Origin of the sequence: Burkholderia sp. NRF60-BP8 (assembly GCF_001522585.2) — a bacterium.
GTDB lineage: Bacteria > Pseudomonadota > Gammaproteobacteria > Burkholderiales > Burkholderiaceae > Burkholderia.
Window position 1 is genome coordinate 242,076 of record NZ_CP013374.1, and the last position, 16,490, is coordinate 258,565.

The 16,490-nt window shown below is 67.8% G+C and carries 18 protein-coding genes; 13 read left to right on the forward strand and 5 right to left on the reverse strand.

The genetic code is table 11. The features are described from left to right. Nucleotides 1–63: 63 nt before the first annotated feature. The 13 genes from WS54_RS30795 (at nucleotide 64) to WS54_RS30855 (ending at nucleotide 11,052) form a co-directional block, all read left to right on the forward strand. A complete protein-coding gene (locus WS54_RS30795; RefSeq protein ID WP_059779893.1) occupies nucleotides 64–1,164 on the forward strand; it encodes an ABC transporter substrate-binding protein in 1,101 nt (366 codons plus the stop codon). A 36-nt stretch (nucleotides 1,165–1,200) separates the two neighbouring features. Further along, nucleotides 1,201–2,094 (forward strand): branched-chain amino acid ABC transporter permease, encoded by an 894-nt coding sequence (locus WS54_RS30800; RefSeq protein ID WP_059779891.1) that lies wholly within the window; start codon nucleotides 1,201–1,203, stop codon nucleotides 2,092–2,094. Further along, complete coding sequence (locus WS54_RS30805) at nucleotides 2,087–2,974, forward strand: branched-chain amino acid ABC transporter permease (RefSeq protein ID WP_082725005.1); 888 nt, start codon at nucleotides 2,087–2,089, stop codon at nucleotides 2,972–2,974. The genes WS54_RS30800 and WS54_RS30805 overlap by 8 nt, the downstream gene beginning before the upstream one ends. Next, complete coding sequence (locus tag WS54_RS30810) at nucleotides 2,971–3,756, forward strand: ABC transporter ATP-binding protein (RefSeq protein WP_059779887.1); 786 nt, start codon at nucleotides 2,971–2,973, stop codon at nucleotides 3,754–3,756. Before WS54_RS30805 ends, WS54_RS30810 begins: the two co-directional genes overlap by 4 nt. Further along, nucleotides 3,753–4,472: an ABC transporter ATP-binding protein gene (locus WS54_RS30815; RefSeq protein ID WP_059779885.1), complete on the forward strand. Its 720-nt coding sequence runs from the start codon at nucleotides 3,753–3,755 to the stop codon at nucleotides 4,470–4,472. Before WS54_RS30810 ends, WS54_RS30815 begins: the two co-directional genes overlap by 4 nt. Continuing rightward, nucleotides 4,469–5,866 (forward strand): MFS transporter, encoded by a 1,398-nt coding sequence (locus WS54_RS30820; protein WP_034209146.1) that lies wholly within the window; start codon nucleotides 4,469–4,471, stop codon nucleotides 5,864–5,866. The genes WS54_RS30815 and WS54_RS30820 overlap by 4 nt, the downstream gene beginning before the upstream one ends. 109 nt (nucleotides 5,867–5,975) lie before the next feature. Then, nucleotides 5,976–6,872, forward strand: a complete 897-nt coding sequence (rfbA, locus tag WS54_RS30825) for a glucose-1-phosphate thymidylyltransferase RfbA (protein ID WP_034209145.1) — start codon at nucleotides 5,976–5,978, stop codon at nucleotides 6,870–6,872. Further along, complete coding sequence (gene rfbC / locus WS54_RS30830) at nucleotides 6,869–7,450, forward strand: dTDP-4-dehydrorhamnose 3,5-epimerase (RefSeq protein ID WP_059779881.1); 582 nt, start codon at nucleotides 6,869–6,871, stop codon at nucleotides 7,448–7,450. Before rfbA ends, rfbC begins: the two co-directional genes overlap by 4 nt. Continuing rightward, entirely contained in the window at nucleotides 7,447–8,331 is an 885-nt protein-coding gene (rfbD, locus tag WS54_RS30835) for a dTDP-4-dehydrorhamnose reductase (RefSeq protein WP_059779879.1), read from the forward strand. Before rfbC ends, rfbD begins: the two co-directional genes overlap by 4 nt. Then, entirely contained in the window at nucleotides 8,328–9,344 is a 1,017-nt protein-coding gene (gene rfbB, locus WS54_RS30840; RefSeq protein ID WP_059779877.1) for a dTDP-glucose 4,6-dehydratase, read from the forward strand. The genes rfbD and rfbB overlap by 4 nt, the downstream gene beginning before the upstream one ends. Nucleotides 9,345–9,699: 355 nt before the next feature. Next, a complete protein-coding gene (locus WS54_RS30845; protein WP_034209141.1) occupies nucleotides 9,700–10,143 on the forward strand; it encodes an Hsp20/alpha crystallin family protein in 444 nt (147 codons plus the stop codon). 36 nt (nucleotides 10,144–10,179) lie between these two features. Continuing rightward, on the forward strand, nucleotides 10,180–10,605 hold the full coding sequence (locus WS54_RS30850) for an Hsp20/alpha crystallin family protein (RefSeq protein ID WP_034209481.1): 426 nt from the start codon (nucleotides 10,180–10,182) through the stop codon (nucleotides 10,603–10,605). 150 nt (nucleotides 10,606–10,755) lie between these two features. Further along, on the forward strand, nucleotides 10,756–11,052 hold the full coding sequence (locus WS54_RS30855; RefSeq protein WP_059779875.1) for a hypothetical protein: 297 nt from the start codon (nucleotides 10,756–10,758) through the stop codon (nucleotides 11,050–11,052). A 195-nt stretch (nucleotides 11,053–11,247) separates the two neighbouring features. Here the strand turns inward: WS54_RS30855 and WS54_RS30860 are convergent, their stop codons facing one another. The 5 genes from WS54_RS30860 to WS54_RS30880 form a co-directional block, all read right to left on the reverse strand. Next, nucleotides 11,248–12,246 (reverse strand): transketolase family protein, encoded by a 999-nt coding sequence (locus WS54_RS30860; RefSeq protein ID WP_059779872.1) that lies wholly within the window; start codon nucleotides 12,244–12,246, stop codon nucleotides 11,248–11,250. Next, nucleotides 12,243–13,088: a transketolase gene (locus tag WS54_RS30865; protein ID WP_059779870.1), complete on the reverse strand. Its 846-nt coding sequence runs from the start codon at nucleotides 13,086–13,088 to the stop codon at nucleotides 12,243–12,245. Before WS54_RS30865 ends, WS54_RS30860 begins: the two co-directional genes overlap by 4 nt. 40 nt (nucleotides 13,089–13,128) lie before the next feature. Beyond that, complete coding sequence (locus tag WS54_RS30870) at nucleotides 13,129–14,454, reverse strand: MFS transporter (protein WP_059779868.1); 1,326 nt, start codon at nucleotides 14,452–14,454, stop codon at nucleotides 13,129–13,131. Between the two features lie 74 nt (nucleotides 14,455–14,528). Beyond that, on the reverse strand, nucleotides 14,529–15,278 hold the full coding sequence (locus WS54_RS30875) for an SDR family NAD(P)-dependent oxidoreductase (protein ID WP_059779866.1): 750 nt from the start codon (nucleotides 15,276–15,278) through the stop codon (nucleotides 14,529–14,531). A 136-nt stretch (nucleotides 15,279–15,414) separates the two neighbouring features. Beyond that, nucleotides 15,415–16,341: a LysR substrate-binding domain-containing protein gene (locus tag WS54_RS30880; RefSeq protein ID WP_059779863.1), complete on the reverse strand. Its 927-nt coding sequence runs from the start codon at nucleotides 16,339–16,341 to the stop codon at nucleotides 15,415–15,417. Nucleotides 16,342–16,490 lie beyond the last annotated feature (149 nt).

Here is a 16,490-nt window from a genome sequence, read left to right on the forward strand (position 1 = left end):
ACACTTCTGTATATCAAACCATGCCGCCAACCGTGCGGCCGACCATGCGACGGGAGAACGAAGATGAAGGCAAGTCAGTGGAGTGTCGGTGTCTGGATCGCGCTCGGTGCGCTTGCGTCGGGCGCTGCGCAGGCTGACATCAGCGTGGGCGCGGTGCTGCCGCTGACGGGCGCGAGTGCGTCCATCGGCGAAGACCAGCGGCGCGGCATCGAACTCGCCGTCGCGCAAATCAATGCGAAAGGCGGCGTGCTGGGTCAGAAGCTCGCCGTGCGCATCGAGGATTCGGGCGGCTCGGCCAATACCGCGCTCGACGCCGCGCGCAAGCTCGCGACCGTCGAACACGTGCCGGTCGTGCTCGGCGAGTTCTCGTCGTCGGTGACGATTCCGGTCGGACAGTTCCTGGTGCGTCAGGGCGACGTGCACATCAACATCGGCTCGTCGAGTCAGCAGGTGCGCAAGATCGGCGCGGGCTCGTTCAGCGTGATCGGGCTGGACGACCTGTCCGCGCGCTTCGCCGCGCAGGACGTGTACGCCCGCAAGCTGCGCCGCATCGCGCTGATCGCGCCGAACAACGGCTACGGCCAGGGCATCGCGGGCGAATTCAAGAAGCGTTTCGAGGCGCTCGGCGGCACGGTGGTGTCGACCGTGCTCTACACGGAAGGGCAATCGACCTATCGCCGCGAACTGGAGCAGGCATCGCGCGCGCAGCCCGACGCGTATGTCTACAGCGCCTATGGCCAGGAGGCCGCGACGCTGAACCGGCAGGCATTCGAGATGCGGCTCAACCAGCATCCGTGGTACGGCATCTACCTGACGATGTGCACGAGCGACACGCCCGCGCAGATCGCGCAAGGCCAGATCGGCCTCGAAGTCGCCGCGCTCGGCGCGGGCGCGAAAGCGTATGCGAGCGCCTATCAGGCCGCATACAACGAGGCGCCGCGCTCAGCGTTCGGCAGCTATGCGTACGACGCGACGCTGTTGTCCGCCGCGGCGATCGGCCGCGCGCAGTCCGTCGACCCGGCGAAGATTCGCACGGCGCTCGCGGCATTGGGCAAGTCGTATACCGGCGTGACCGGCGCGATTGCGTTCGATGCGGACGGCCAGCGGGAAGTCCAGCCGTACGAGAAGGTGGTCTACCGCCAATCGGTCGTCGCGCAGCAGTGACCGACCGCCCGCCTGGACGAACCCGAGGACACCGCCATGCTGTCATTCATTGTCGACGTATTGATTCGCACCGCCGATCTGCTGCTGGTGTCGGTCGGCCTGTCGACGCTCTATTCGCTGATCCGTTTTCCCAACATCGCCCATGTGCAGTACGCGATGCTGGGCGCATTCGCGACGCTCTGGCTGGAACGCGCCGGGCTACCGTTCGCGCTCGCGACGGCCGTGTCCTGCGCGCTGGTCGGCACGGCCGCGACGCTGCTGAACCTGCTCGTTTTCGCGCGGCTGCTGCGCTCCGGCAGCGCGGTAGCGATGATCGGCTCGCTCGCGATCTCGATGCTCGCGGTCGCGCTGGTGCTCGGCGTCGCCGGCTCGCGGCCGCAGCAGTATGCGCAGGACGTGCATCCGCCGATGGTGATTGCCGGCGTCGCGCTGTCCATGCCGCAGCTGGGCTCGATCGCATGCGGCGCCGGCGCGCTCGCGATCTTCGCGGCGCTGCTGTACCGCACCGGGCTCGGGCGGGCGATGCGTGCGCTCGCGTCGAATCGCGCGCTGGCGCTCGCGACCGGCATCGACGCGACGCGCGTGACCAACGTGATCACGTTCGCGAGCGGCGTGCTGGCGGCGCTCGGCGGCACGATGCTCGGCGCCACCGAGAGCGTGCATGTGAATCTCGGCTACGGATTGCTGATCCCGGTGTTTTCCGCGGCGATCCTGGGCGGTCTCGGCAACCCGCTCGGCGCCGCGGCCGGCGCGCTGTTGATCGCAGTGGCCGAAACCCTCGCACTGAACGTCGACTTCGGCGGGCTCGTCGACCGGCCGATGCAATTCTTTCCGGTCGAGTACGTCGGCGCGGTGTCGTTCGCGATCCTGCTCGCCGCACTGATTTTCCGGCCCTATGGCATCTTCGATCGGGAGGTGCGGCGTGTCTAGCTTCGTCATCCATCTGCTGACCGTCGGCTGCCTGTACGCGACGATGGCGCTCGGGTTGAACCTGCAGGCCGGCTATGCGGGACTCGTCAATTTCGGCTTCATTGCGTTCAGCGGGCTCGGCGCGTACGCGGCCGGCATCGCGTCGCAGCTCGGCTGGCCGTTGCCGTCGGCCCTGGCGCTCGCGCTGGCCGCCGCGGGTGCGTTGGCGATCGTCGTCGCGCGACTCGGGCGGCAGCTTTCCGCCGACTACTGGGGGATCGCGACGCTCGCGATCGCCGAGATCCTGCGCACGATCGCGCTCAACGAAAGCTGGCTCACCGGCGGCGCGCAAGGCATCGGTGGGATCGCACCGCTGTTCCCCGGGCTGCGCGCGCCGTGGGCCGATCTCGCGTTCCTCGCGGTCACGGCCGGCTGCCTCGCGCTCACCTATGCGGCGTATCGGCGCCTGACCGCGAGCCGCTTCGGCCGGGCGCTGAAGGTGATGCGCGAAGAACCCGCGCTCGCGGTCTGCTTCGGCTACGATCCGCTCGCGCTGAAGACGCGTGCATGCATCGCGGGCGCACTTCCCGCCGCGCTGGCCGGGGCGCTCGCCGCGTGGTACATCGGCTATGTCGGGCCGGACGCGATGATCGCGTCCGAGACCTTCGCGCTCTGGACCGTCGTGATGGTCGGCGGCCTCGGCAGCCACCTGGGCGTGCTGGTCGGCACGCTGATCGTGCAGGCCGTCTACGCGCTCGCGCCGTTTCTCAAGGATTGGCTCGACGTCGGCAGCGACCTGACCGGCGCGGTGCGGCTAGGCCTGGTCGGCGTGATGCTGCTCGCGTGCGTACTGTGGCGGCCGCACGGGCTCGTACCCGAACGCCTGGAGGCGCGGCCATGAGCGCGCTGCTCGATCTCGACGGCGTGACGATCCGCTACGGCGAGAACGTCGTCTTGTCCGGGGTCACGCTGTCGGTCGACGGCGGCGAGATCGTCGGATTGCTCGGCCCGAACGGCTCCGGCAAGAGCACCGCGCTCAATGCGATCACCGGCTTCGCGCCGCTCGCGGCGGGCGCCATCCGCTTCGACGGTCGGCGGATCGACACGCTGTCGCCGCACACGATCGCGCGACTGGGCGTACGCCGCACGTTCCAGTTGCCGTCGATGCCCGCGCGCATGTCGGTGCTCGAACTCGCGATGGCGGCTTCGTCCGCCCGCCACGGCATCGCCGCCGCCCTCTGGCGCGGCCGTGCGACGCGCGCGCTCGACGCCGATACCCGTGCACGCGCCGCCGCGTTGCTGGACGAACTGAAACTGTCCGGCGTCGCGCACCTCTCCGCCGCGTCGATTTCCGGCGGCCAGAAGAAGCTGCTGGGCATCGCGTGCGCGATGATGACCGAGCCCAAACTGCTGCTGCTCGACGAGCCGACCGCCGGTGTGCACCCGAACCTGCGCGGCGAACTGATCGACGAGTTGCAACGGATTCGTAAAACGGGCGTCACGCTGGTCGTCATCGAGCACGACATGCATTTCATCCGCGAGCTGTGCGATCGCTGCATCGTACTCGACCGTGGCGTGACGATTGCGAACTGCCGGCCGGCCGAGCTGGAGCGCAACCGTCGCGTACTCGACGCGTATCTCGGGCGTGCCCATGCCGCCCCTCGTCCGCTGGAGGCGTCATGATCGACGTGCGCGAACTCGTCGCCGGCTATACGCCCGAAGTCGACATCCTGCATGGCGTGTCGCTCGCGGTCGGCGCCATCGACATCGTGACGATCCTCGGCCCGAACGGCTGCGGAAAATCGACGCTGCTGAAGGCGATCGCGGGCTTCGTGCTGCCGCGCGCGGGCAGTGTGACGATCCAGGGCACGGACGTGGCACGCGTGCCGGTTCATCGAAAGATCCGCGAGTACGGGATCGGCTTCGTGCCGCAGACCGACAACGTGTTCGCGTCGCTGACCGTGCGGGAAAACCTGATGCTCGGCGGCCAGTCGATGTCCGCGTTTCCGCGCGAGGCGCGGATCGACGAGCTGTGCGAGCAGTACCCGGTCCTGCGGCGTCGCTACCGCTCGCTCGCGGGCGCCTTGTCCGGCGGCGAGCGGCAAATCGTGTCGCTCGCGCGTGCACTGATGCCGCGCCCGGTGTTGCTGTTGCTCGACGAGCCGTCGGCCGGCCTGTCGCCGAAGATGGTCGACGAGGTGTTCGACGCGATCGTCCGGATGCGCGACACCGAGCACATCGGCGTGCTGATGGTCGAGCAGAATGCGATCGAAGCGCTGCGCATCGCGGATCGCGGCATCGTGCTGACGATGGGGCGCGTCGCGCTCGAAGGCTCCGCGGCCGCGTTGCTCGACAGCGACGAGATGCGACGCCTGTACCTTGGCGGGAGAGCCGCATGAGCGGCGGGAGCGCCACGCCGGCCGCCGGCGCCTACCCATCCGCCGCGGCGCGCCCCGTGCTCGTGATGGTCGCGCTCGCGTGCGGCTTCGTGATGGCCATGCTCGACGTGACGATCGTCAACGTCGCGCTGAAGGCCATGGAAACCAGCCTGTCGATGTCGCTGACCGCGCTGGTGTGGGTCGTCGATGCGTACACGCTCAGCTTCGCCGCGCTGCTGCTGCTCGGCGGCGCGCTCGCGAACCGCTACGGGTCGAAGGCCGTCTACGTCGCCGGGCTCGCGCTGTTCGTCGGCGCGTCGGTGCTGTGCGCGGCCGCGCAGTCCAGCGGCGCACTGGTCGCGGCGCGCCTCGCACAGGGTGTCGGCGCGGCGCTCTTCATGCCGAGTTCGCTGAGCCTGCTCACGCTCGCGTTCCCGCCGGGGCCGATGCGCACGCGGATGATCGGCATCTGGGGCGCGCTGGTGTCGGCCGCGATGGCGCTCGGCCCCTGCGTCGGCGGCGTGCTGGTCGACGCGATCGGCTGGCGCGGCATCTTCTGGGTGAACCTGCCGGTCGGTGCGGCCGGCCTGTGGCTCACGTACCGGCATATCGCGCGGGCGCCGCGTCATCCCGGCCCGTTGAATGCGCTCGGCCATCTGTTCGGCGCGCTCGCGCTCGCCGCGCTGAGCTTCACGCTGATCGAAGGGCCCAGCGCCGGCTGGCGCTCGCCGTCGATCGTCGCCGGCGTGGCCGCGACGTTGGCCGCCACCGCGGCATTCGCGTTGCGCGAGCGCTACGCGCACTCGCGCATCCTGTCGCCGGCGCTGCTCGCGAACCGGCGTTTCGTCGCGGGCAGCACGTTGGGCCTCGCGATCAACTTCGGCATTCTCGCCGAGATCTTTCTGTTGAGCCTCTATTTGCAGAACGTGCGCGGCGCGAGCGCGCTCGTCGCCGGCTTCGAGCTGTTTCCGCTGATGGCGATGTTCGGCATCGGCAATCTCGCGTCCGCGAAGGTCAGCGCCCGGCTCGGCACGCGCCGCACGCTGCTCGTCGGGCTCGCGCTCGCCGCGCTCGGCAGCGTGGCGCTCGTCGGCGTCTCGGCGATGCCGTATCCGGTGCTGGCCGTCGCGGTCGGCCTCGCGAACTTCGGCGCCGGGCAGGCCATTCCCGCGATGAATCTCGTCGTGATGCAGTCGGCCGATGCCGCGGACGCGAATCTTGCCGCCGCGTCGCTGAACGCGAGCCGGCAGATCGGTTCGCTCGTCGGCATCGCGATCGCGTCGGTGATCCTGCACGTGATCGACGACCCGGACCGCGCGACGGCCGCCGGCTTCGCGGTGATCGCCGCGCTGTACGCGTTCGGCTTCGCGATCGTATTCCGTGCGATTCACGCCGGGGGCGCCGAGCAGCCGTAGCCGCGCGCGCACGGGTATCGACGGCCATCGGGCGCAGTCGGTGCAATCGAAGCATTCGGTGTATTCCGCGTATCACGCACGCATTTTTCCTCTTGCAGCGAGGGACCTCATGCAAACAGCGATTGGCCGTAAAGGACTGATTCTGGCGGGCGGCTCGGGCACCCGGCTCCATCCGCTCACGCATTCGGTGTCGAAGCAATTGATGCCGGTGTACGACAAACCGATGATCTATTACCCGCTCAGCACGATCATGCTGTCCGGCATCCGCGACGTGCTGATCATCTCGACGCCGCGCGATCTCGACGCGTTCCGGCAACTGCTCGGCGACGGCGGCCAGTGGGGCATGAGCTTTTCGTATGCGGTGCAGCCGAGCCCCGACGGTCTTGCGCAGGCGTTCGTGATCGGTGCGCCGTTCATCGGTCGCGACGCGGCGACGCTCGTGCTCGGCGACAACATCTATCACGGGCCCGCGCTGTCGTCGCTGCTGCAACAGGCCGCCGCGCGGACGACCGGCGCGACCGTGTTCGGCTATTACGTGCGCGATCCGGAGCGCTACGGCGTCGTGTCGTTCGACGCGGATGGCCGCGCGATCGACCTCGAGGAGAAGCCGCGCGAGCCGAAGTCGAACTATGCGGTCACCGGCCTCTATTTCTACGACAACGACGTCGTCGAACTCGCGAAGGCCGTGCGACCGTCGGCGCGCGGCGAACTGGAAATCACCGACCTGAATCTCGCGTATCTCGCGCGCGGCGCGCTGAACGTCGAGATACTCGGGCGCGGCTACGCATGGCTCGACACCGGCACGCACGAATCGCTGCTCGACGCGGCCAATTTCATCCAGGTGATGCAGGCACGGCAGGGCCTGCAGATCGCGTGTCCCGAGGAAATCGCGTACCGGCTCGGCTGGATCGATGCGGAGCAGCTCGAAACGCTCGCCCACAAGCTCGCGAAAAGCGGTTACGGCCGCTATCTGCTCGATCTGCTGAGCAAGGAGGTTGCGGCATGACGCGCGTGATCGAAACGCCGTTGCCCGGCGTGCTGCTGATCGAGCCCGGCGTGTTCGGCGATGCACGCGGCTTTTTCGTCGAAAGCTTCCGGGCAAGCTGGCTGCGCGACGCAGGCGTCGACGCGACCTTCGTCCAGGACAACCAGTCGCGCTCGCGGCGCGGCGTGCTGCGCGGGCTGCACTACCAGCGGGTGAATCCGCAAGGCAAGCTGGTGCACGCGGCGCGCGGGGCGGTGTACGACGTCGCCGTCGACATCCGGCGCGGCTCGCCGTTTTTCGGCTCCTGGTTCGGTGCGCGGCTCGACGACGTATCGCACCGGATGCTATGGATTCCGCCTGGCTTCGCACACGGCTTTTGCGTGTTGTCCGACGAGGCCGACTTCGCGTACAAGTGCACGCAGTACTACGATCCCGATTCGGATGCGGGCGTGCGCTGGGACGATCCGGAGATCGGCATCGACTGGCCGGATGCCGGCGCGCCGTATCAGCTGTCGGACAAGGATCGTCGGCAGCCTCCGCTCGCCGAGCTGGCCGCCGGCGCGCCGACGCTGCTGCCGGCATACGGGGAGGCGCGATGACGATCGTCGTGACCGGCGCGCTCGGCCAGGTCGGCCGCGAACTGGTGCTGCGCGCGGGTCGGCAGCCGCTCGTCGGGCTGTCGCGCGCCGCGCTCGACATCGTCGATGCAGGCGCGGTGCGCCGCGCGCTCGACGAACACCGGGCCGAACTCGTGATCAATGCCGCCGGATGGACCGCCGTCGATCGCGCGGAGGCCGAGCCCGATGCAGCCTGGCGCGCGAACCGCGACGGGCCGGCCGTGCTGGCCGACGCGTGCGCCGCACTCGGGATTCCGTTGATTCATCTGTCGACCGACTACGTGTTCGACGGCCGCACGCCCGGCCCGTATGCGGAAACCGACGCCGTCGCGCCGCTCGGTGCGTACGGCCGGAGCAAGCTCGCGGGCGAGGAAGCGGTGCGCGAGCGGCTGCCCGACCGTCATCTGATTCTGCGAGTCGCATGGGTGTTCGGCGCGCACGGCAGCAATTTCGTGCGCACGATGCTGCGCCTGGCGCGCGAGCGCGAGGTCGTCGGCGTGGTCGCCGATCAGTACGGCGGGCCGACGCATGCCGGTGCGATCGCCGACGCGCTGCTGACGATCGCGGCGCGATACCGGGCCGGCGAAGCGCTGCGCTGGGGCACCTATCACCTGTGCGGCACGCCCGTGACCACGTGGCACGGCTTCGCCGAAGCGATCTTCGCCGATGCGCGGCGCACCGGCCTCATCGATCGCGTGCCGTGGGTCCGACCGATCCGGACCGACGCCTATCCGTTGCCTGCGCCGAGACCGGCGAACTCCGCGCTCGACTGCAGCCTCCTGCGAGAACACTTCGGGGTCGAATCGCCTTCGTGGATCGCGGGTCTCACCGAAGTGTTTGCCACCTGGAAGCAACCCACATGAGCTATCGACCGAAACATGTTCTCGTGACGGGCGGCGCCGGTTTCATCGGCGCCAATTTCGTGCGTCATCTGCTCGAAAGCGATCCGCAGATCAGCGTCACCACGCTGGATCTGCTGACCTATGCGGGCAGCCTCGACAATCTCGGCGACGACCTGCCGGGCGCCGATCGTCATCGGTTCGTCCTCGGCGACATCTGCGACCGACCGCTCGTCGAGTCGCTGCTGCGCGACCATGCGATCGACACCGTCGTCCACTTCGCGGCCGAAAGCCACGTCGACCGCTCGATCGACGGTCCCGGCGAATTCGTCCGCACGAACGTGCTCGGCACCTGGACGCTGCTCGATGCATGCCGCCAGCTGTGGCTGAACGATCAAAAGCTGGGCAAGGCCGACGCTCACGCGCGCCGCCGCTTTCACCATATCGGTACCGACGAGGTGTACGGCTCGCTGGGCCCCGACGACCCGCCGTTTTCCGAAACGACGCCGTATGCGCCGAATTCTCCGTACTCGGCCACCAAGGCAAGCTCGGACCATCTCGTGCGCGCCTATTTCCATACGTACGGACTGCCCGTTACCACGACGAACTGCTCGAACAATTACGGGCCGCGCCAGCACGGCGAGAAGTTCATTCCGACCGTGATCCGTCATTGCATCGAAGGCACCGACATCCCCGTGTACGGCGACGGCGCGAACGTGCGCGACTGGCTGTACGTCGACGACCATTGCCGCGCGATCGACGCAGTCATCCGGCGCGGGACGGTCGGCGAGACGTACACCGTCGGCGGCTGCAACGAATGGCGCAACGTCGACATCGTCGCGCTGATTTGTACGCTGCTCGACGCGCGACGGCCCGAACACGCGCCGCATGCGCGCCTCGTGCGATTCGTCACCGATCGCGCGGGTCACGACCGGCGCTATGCGATCGACGCGGGGAAGCTCGCCCGCGAACTGCAATGGCGGCCGGTGGAGAGCTTCGAAACGGGGATCGTGAAGACGCTGGATTGGTATGTATAAGGGCGGCGGCGCACGGCACGTCGATGTCGCGCCGTGCTTCTGAACGAGGCCGACAGGCAAGCCCCGGTGGCTGCGGCACCAGCGAATCTTTCGATTTGAAAGCTTCGTATGCGGCCCGCCGGCTACGACTCGGCGCCGTCCGTTCGACCGCTGAATGCGATCGACGGGGCGGTCGGAATGACACCCTCCCCCCCTTGAAATTCACTCGACGTATCCTATTTTAGGTATCGCTCAAGGCAGTCGCGGTTGACGCGCTGCGTGTTTCGATTTGTTAGTCAGCGAGCTTCTCGCGGATGGACGAACTGGAGCGCGTGGTCCGGTTCGTCCCTTCGCAGGGGCACAACAGGAGCCAGTCATGAGCGATATCTTCTTCCCCACCGACCTGCTGGCGGAATTCGACCGCCTGCAACGGCAGATGGCCAGCGTGTTCACGGGCTTTCCGGCCAGTCTGCGCGCGCCGCGTCCCGGTGCATTTCCCCCGGTCAATATCGGCAGCACCGACGACACGATCGAGATCGTCGCGTTCGCGCCGGGTCTCGACCCCGCGAAGATCGACATCTCCGTCGATCGCCGGCTGCTGACGATCAGCGGCGAGCGTACGCCTCCGGACGACGGCACGACCGACGACGAACGACGCGTCTACGCGAACGAGCGGTTCATGGGCGCGTTCCGCCGCGTGGTCGAACTGCCGCAGCACGCGGACCCCGACAAGATCGAGGCACGCTATACGAACGGCTGCCTGACGATCAGCGTCGGCAAGTCGGAAGCATCGAAGCCGCGGGCCATTACCGTCCAGTAAACAGCACGACGTCACGAACGCATGACGGAGGACATCATGAGTGACACGAACACGACCGAACTGACCACCCGTCCGGCCGATACGCGAACGGCCGTGACGAACCGCGAATCGGCTCAGCGCGACACGCCGCGCACGCGGATTGCGCCGGCCGTCGACATCGTCGAGGACGCGCACGGCATCACGTTGTACGCGGACCTGCCGGGCGTGCCGCGCGACAAGCTCGACGTCCGCGTGCACGACGGCAACCTCGCCATCGACGCGGAGGCCGTCGTTCCGACGCCGGCGGGCTTGCGTCTGCAACACGGTGAAGTGCAGCATCCGCACTTCTCGCGCGCATTCACGCTGAGCCCGGATTTCGACGTGTCGCGGATCGACGCGCAACTGCGCGACGGCGTGCTGAAATTGAGCATCCCGCGACGCGAGGAAGCGAAGCCGCGGCGGATCGCGGTGACCGCGGGGTAAGTGGACGCGCGGGAGCATTTCGTCGACCCGCGGTCCGCGCGGCTTGCGCCGCGTCGGCCGTCGGGTGGACCTCCCGCGCTTGCGCTCGCGGCGTGACGTGCTGCGCCGGCGAGTCGTCGCCCATCTCGCATTTCCTGCAGGAGGCATCCGATGCATACCCACACGACGATCGAACATGGCGGCTATGCGGTCCGGGCCGTGGTGACCGATACGGAGACGGGCCGCTATTCGGCGACGGCGATCCTCATGGATCGCGACGGCGAAACCCGGGCGCTCGGCGTCGATGGCGACTTCGCCGATACCCGCGAAGCATGCGACCAGGCGCTCGAACTCGCGCTCGCATGGATCCAGCGACGGTCGGTCGTGTCGGACCGTTATGTGAGACGAAATCGAGCCGCGCCGAGCCGCGCTTTGGACAACGCACCGCGCGCACGCCGACACGCGTGACGCGGATTGCGGTTGCTATCGGCGACGGCCCGGTTGCCCGCGCACGCCGGCGCATCGGGTTGCCGTGCGCGGGCAGCCGGGTCGCTCGTCGGCGCTCGAACCGCCGCGCACTGGTCGGTATTTGACTGCCGGGCGCATCGCCGACCGGCGAGGTCTCGTTGCGCAGCGACACGCAGGTGTCGAACGACCGAACGCTCATCCGAGCCACGACCTGATATTCGCGCGCATCGCACCGGCCGAGATCCCGTAACGGTCGTGCAACGTCGGCAGCGCGCCCGCGGCGAGATACGCATCCGGCAGTGCGATCTGCCGGAACGGGACCGCGACGCCGGCGCCGAGCAACACGGTCGCGACCGCTTCGCCGAGCCCGCCGACCACCGTATGGTTCTCCGCGACGACGACCATGCGCCCTTTGCGCGCGGCCTCGCGGACGATGGTCGCCGTGTCGAGTGGCTTGATCGTCGGTACGTGCAGCACGGCGACGTCGACGCGATCGGCCTCGAGCGCCTTCGCTACCTCGAGCGCGCGCATCGTCATGATCCCGGACGAGATCAGCAGCACGTCGTTGCCGTCGCGCAGCAGCTTGGCCTTGCCGAGTTCGAAACGGTAATCGTATTCGTCGAGCACGACCGGCACGTTGCCGCGCAGCAAACGCGCGTACACCGGCCCCTTGTGCGCGGCGATGACCGGCACCATCTGTTCGATGTCCAGCGCGTCGCATGGGTCGATCACGGTCATGTTCGGCATCGCGCGCATCAGCGCCAGATCCTCGGCGGCCTGATGGCTCGGCCCGTAGCCGGTCGTGAGCCCCGGCAATGCGCACACCAGCTTCACGTCGAGATTGTCCTCGGCGATCGCCTGATGAATGAAGTCGTACGCCCGGCGCGTGGCAAACACCGCATAGGTCGTGACGAACGGCTGGGCGCCTTCGTGCGCGAACCCGGCGGCGGCTCCCATCAGCAGTTGCTCGGCCATGCCCATCTGGTAGTAGCGTTCGGGAAAGGCCTTCGCGAAGATGTGCAGGTCGGTGTACTTGCCGAGATCGGCCGTCATCCCGATCACGTCGCCGTTCGTGCGGGCAAGTTCGGTCAGTGCATGGCCGAACGGTGCGGAGCGGGTCGCCTGCCCTTCCGCCGCGATGGACGCGATCATCGCGGAAGTCTTCAGACGCGGCTTGTTGTCGACGGTGCTCATGCATGCCTCCCTGCTTCGAGTGCGTCGAGCGCGAGTTGCCACTCGTGCGCATCGACCCGGATGAAATGGCTCTTCTCGCGTGCTTCGAGGAACGGCACGCCGCACCCCATCTTCGTGTCGCAGACGATGATGCGCGGCTGCGGTGCGCCATGCCGGCGCGCCTGGTCGAACGCACGCTTCACCGCGTCGATGTCGTTGCCGTCGATGCGTTGCACGTACCAGCCGAACGCCTCGAGCTTGTCGACCAGCGGCTCGAACGCCATGACCTGGGATGACGGGCCGTCGGCCTGCTGGTTGTTCACGTCGACGATCGCGATCAGGTTGTCGAGCTTCCAGTGCGCGGCCGACATCAGCCCTTCCCAGATCGCGCCTTCGTCGAGCTCGCCGTCCGAGAACAGCGTGTAGACGAACGCATCGGAGCCCTTGCGCTTCAGGCCGAGACAACGGCCGACCGCGATCGTCAGGCCCTGTCCGAGCGAGCCGCCGGACATTTCCATGCCGGGCGTGTAGCTCGCCATCCCGGACATCGGCAGGCGGCTATCGTCGCTGCCGTAGGTTTCGAGTTCCGCGGCCGGCAGGATGCCGGCTTCGAACAGCGCCGCGTACAGCGCGATCGCATAGTGCCCGTTCGACAGCAGGAAGCGGTCGCGCCCTTCCCATTCGGGATCGTCGGCGCGATAGCGCATCCCGCCGAAATACGCGACGGCCAGCACGTCGGCGATGTCGAGCGCCTGGCCGACATAGCCCTGCCCTTGCACTTCGCCCATCAGCACGGCGTTTCTACGGATGCGGTACGCGCGCTCGGCGAGCGTGACCGCTTCATGGATGGTTTCGGTATCCATCGATAGCTCCTGTATCGGGTCGGAAGGAATGCCAATCGATTCATCGATTGACGGATCGCGGCACGAGGAACACCAGCAGCGCACCGGCCGCGATCGCGACGGAGATGAACACGAGCCCCGCGGTGGACTTGCCGGTCAGGTCGTTCAGCCAGCCGACGATCGCCGGCGAGAAGAAACCCGCGAGGTTCGCAAAGCAGTTGACCGCGGCAATGCCCGCTGCCGCCGACATCCCGCCCAGCAACGCGGTGGGCAGCGACCAGAACTGCGACGACGACGCGAGGATGCCGGCGGACGCGATGCTCAGGCATACGATCGACGCGCCGACGCTGCCGAGCATCGGCAACGTGGCGAAACCCGCCGCCGCGACCAGCATCGGCACCGCGAGATGGAAGCGGCGCTCGCGGCGACGATCCGCGCTGCTGCCGATCAGCGGCAGCGCGACGATCGCGCAGGCGTACGGAATCGCGGTGAACAGGCCGACCCACAGCGGATCGGCGACGCCGGCCTTGCGAATGATCGTCGGCAGCCAGAACGTGAGGCCGTACTGGCCGAGCACCACGCAGAAGTAGATCGCTGCCATCAGCCACAGGCGGCGGTCCGCGACGAACGTACGAATCGACAGGTGGGCGGTGGTGTGTTCGGCATCGGCCGACACGTTGCGCGCCAGCAAGGCTTTTTCGGCATCGGTCAGCCATTTCGCGCCGGCGATGCCGTCGTCGAGATACAGCAGGATCGCGAAGCCGAGCACGAACGAAGGCAGCGCCTCGAGCAGGAACAGCCACTTCCAGCCCGCCATCGACATCGTGCCGTGCAGGGAATGCATGATCGCGCCCGACAGCGGCCCGCCGACGATCCCGGCGAGCGGAATCGCCATGAAGAACAGCGACAGCGCCTTCGCGCGCCGCGCCGACGGGAACCAGTACGTGAGGTACAGGATCACGCCCGGCGCGAAGCCGGCTTCGGCGACGCCGAGCAGAAACCGCAGCACGTAGAACGCGGTGGGCGACTTGACGAACACGAAGCTCGCCGAGATCGCCGCCCAGGTCAGCATGATCCGCGCGAGCCAGCGGCGCGCGCCGACGCGATGCAGGATCAGGTTGCTCGGCACCTCGAACAGAAAATAGCCGAGGAAGAAGATGCCTGCGCCCATCCCGTAGACCGTCTCGCTGAAGCGCAGGTCGTTGAGCATCTGCAGTTTCGCGAAGCCGACGTTGACACGGTCGAGATACGCGCCGAGATAGCACAACATCAGGAACGGGATCAGCCGGCGGGCGACCTTCGCGTAGGTGGCCGCTTCGAACGTCTGCGCGTCGTCCCGTTGCAGCGGCTCGCCGTGGACCGGCGGTGCGGGGTACTTTGCTCTCATCTTTGTCTCCTGCCATGGCCCCGGGTTGTCCCGGGTGCATGAGGGTCGGCGCCGCGCTTCGGGCGGCGCCGTTGTCAGTGAATCAGCATTCCGCCGTTGACGTCGAGCGTGACGCCCGTCAGATAGCTCGACAGGTCGCTCAGCAGGAACAGGCACGCATGGGCGACATCGGCGGCATCGCCGAGCCGGCCGAGCGGAATGCCCTTGACGATGTCCTCGCGCATGTCGGGCGTCAGCTTGTCGCCGGTGATGTCGGTCTGGATCAGGCCCGGCGTGATCGAATTGACGCGGATGCGGTCGGCGCCGAATTCGCGCGCCATCGCCTTCGCGAGGCCGAGCACGCCGGCTTTGGCGGCGCTGTAGTGCGGGCCGCCGAAAATGCCGCCGCCGCGTTGCGCGGACACCGACGACATGCAGACGATGCTGCCGCTGCGCTGCGCCTTCATCGTGGGCAACACCGCTTGCGACATGTAGAGCGTGCCGCGCAGGTTCACGTCGACGATCGCATCGAAGTCGCGCGCCGAGATATCCAGCGTGCGCACGGGCTGCGTGATGCCGGCATTGTTCACGAGGCCGTCGATGCGGCCGAAGTGCGCCAGCGCCGCGCGGGCCGCGGCCACGCACGCGTCGTGGTCGGTCACGTCGCACGCGAGGCCGAGATGATCCGGACCGAGCTCGGCGGCGGCGGCCTCCGCGTCTTCGCGGCGAAGGTCGAGGATCGCCACGCGTGCGCCGTGCGCGGCCAGCGCGCTGGCCGTGGCCTTGCCGATCCCGCGCGGCGATGCGGCGCCGGTCACGATGATGGTCCTGTTATCGAGCAACATCGCATGTCTCCTGTGTTGATGTGTTGCCCGGAGTGTCCCCTCACCGGACACCCGCATCAACGCGGAAACGTTCAGCCATAGCTGAGAAAATTTCAGGTGACGGCGCGCGGCCCGTCGCCGATGCTGCGATGCAAAATCACGGATGCGCCGGCGGCCGCGCTGCCTGGCTCGCCCCGTCGTGACCCGCGACCTCCCGTTCGATCCACGCCAGGAAGCGCTTCACGCGAGGCAGCTCCGCGTTCTGCCGCGGGTAAACGAGATGATGCGCGCCGACTTCGACCGCATGGGTCGCGTCGAAGACCGGCACCAGCAGCCCTTCGCGGATCTTCACCGACGCGAGCATCAGGCTTTCGAGCGCGATGCCGAGGCCGAGCGCGGCGGTTTCGAGCGACATGTACGAACGATCGAACGAAAAATCGAAGGTCTTCTGGGCCGCCAGCGGCACGCCGGCGCGGCCGAACCACTGCTTCCACTGGACCAGCGGGGTTTCGGAATAGATCAGCCGGTGCGCGAGCAGGTCTTCAGGCGCGTTCACCGGGTGCCGCTCGAGATAGCGCGGCGACGCGAGCGGCGCGATGAACTCGCCGCGCACGGTCCGGACCTCGAGGTTGTCCCAGTTGCCGTAGCCGTGCCGGACGTCGATATCGTAGAAGCCGTTCGAGAACGACACGTTTTCGTAGGAGCACGCGAGGTTCAGCTGGATGTCGCCGTTCGCCTCCTGAAACGACGACAGCCGCGGCAGCAGCCACATCAGCCCGAAGCTCGGGCTCGAGTGCACGCGCAGGATGTCGACTTCGGTGCGGCTCGATGCGCGCTCGGTCGCGCGGCTCAGGTCGGCCAGCGAGCCGGTGACGTCGGCCAGGTAGCGTTCGCCGGTCGGCGTGAGAACGAGGCCGCGCCCCGAACGCTGAAACAGCGGCTGACCGATCTGCGATTCGAGGTTGCTGAGTTGATGGCTCACGGCGGACGCGGTCAGGCCGAGCTCTTCCGCCGCACGGTTGACGCTTTTGGTCCGGGCGACGCTTTCGAATGCGATGATGGCCTTGAGCGGCGGAATGCGCATGCTGGAATCCGTTGAAGAGAGCGACTCGCCTGACTGGCCGGCGCCAGCGCTGAATCGTTGTCGGGGCGAAAGCGATACGGTACATCAGGATGCGGCGTCGGGACGATCGATTCGCGGCGCGGCCCGCGAGACGCCGGCCGGGCGCCACA

Coding starts and splice junctions, on each gene's coding strand:
- WS54_RS30795 (WP_059779893.1), top strand. CDS start 64: ATGAAGGCAAGTCAGTGGAGTGTCGGTGTCTGGATCGCGCTCGGTGCG.
- WS54_RS30800 (WP_059779891.1), top strand. CDS start 1,201: ATGCTGTCATTCATTGTCGACGTATTGATTCGCACCGCCGATCTGCTG.
- WS54_RS30810 (WP_059779887.1), top strand. CDS start 2,971: ATGAGCGCGCTGCTCGATCTCGACGGCGTGACGATCCGCTACGGCGAG.
- WS54_RS30815 (WP_059779885.1), top strand. CDS start 3,753: ATGATCGACGTGCGCGAACTCGTCGCCGGCTATACGCCCGAAGTCGAC.
- WS54_RS30820 (WP_034209146.1), top strand. CDS start 4,469: ATGAGCGGCGGGAGCGCCACGCCGGCCGCCGGCGCCTACCCATCCGCC.
- rfbA (WP_034209145.1), top strand. CDS start 5,976: ATGCAAACAGCGATTGGCCGTAAAGGACTGATTCTGGCGGGCGGCTCG.
- rfbC (WP_059779881.1), top strand. CDS start 6,869: ATGACGCGCGTGATCGAAACGCCGTTGCCCGGCGTGCTGCTGATCGAG.
- rfbD (WP_059779879.1), top strand. CDS start 7,447: ATGACGATCGTCGTGACCGGCGCGCTCGGCCAGGTCGGCCGCGAACTG.
- rfbB (WP_059779877.1), top strand. CDS start 8,328: ATGAGCTATCGACCGAAACATGTTCTCGTGACGGGCGGCGCCGGTTTC.
- WS54_RS30845 (WP_034209141.1), top strand. CDS start 9,700: ATGAGCGATATCTTCTTCCCCACCGACCTGCTGGCGGAATTCGACCGC.
- WS54_RS30850 (WP_034209481.1), top strand. CDS start 10,180: ATGAGTGACACGAACACGACCGAACTGACCACCCGTCCGGCCGATACG.
- WS54_RS30855 (WP_059779875.1), top strand. CDS start 10,756: ATGCATACCCACACGACGATCGAACATGGCGGCTATGCGGTCCGGGCC.
- WS54_RS30860 (WP_059779872.1), bottom strand. CDS start 12,246: ATGAGCACCGTCGACAACAAGCCGCGTCTGAAGACTTCCGCGATGATC.
- WS54_RS30865 (WP_059779870.1), bottom strand. CDS start 13,088: ATGGATACCGAAACCATCCATGAAGCGGTCACGCTCGCCGAGCGCGCG.
- WS54_RS30870 (WP_059779868.1), bottom strand. CDS start 14,454: ATGAGAGCAAAGTACCCCGCACCGCCGGTCCACGGCGAGCCGCTGCAA.
- WS54_RS30875 (WP_059779866.1), bottom strand. CDS start 15,278: ATGTTGCTCGATAACAGGACCATCATCGTGACCGGCGCCGCATCGCCG.
- WS54_RS30880 (WP_059779863.1), bottom strand. CDS start 16,341: ATGCGCATTCCGCCGCTCAAGGCCATCATCGCATTCGAAAGCGTCGCC.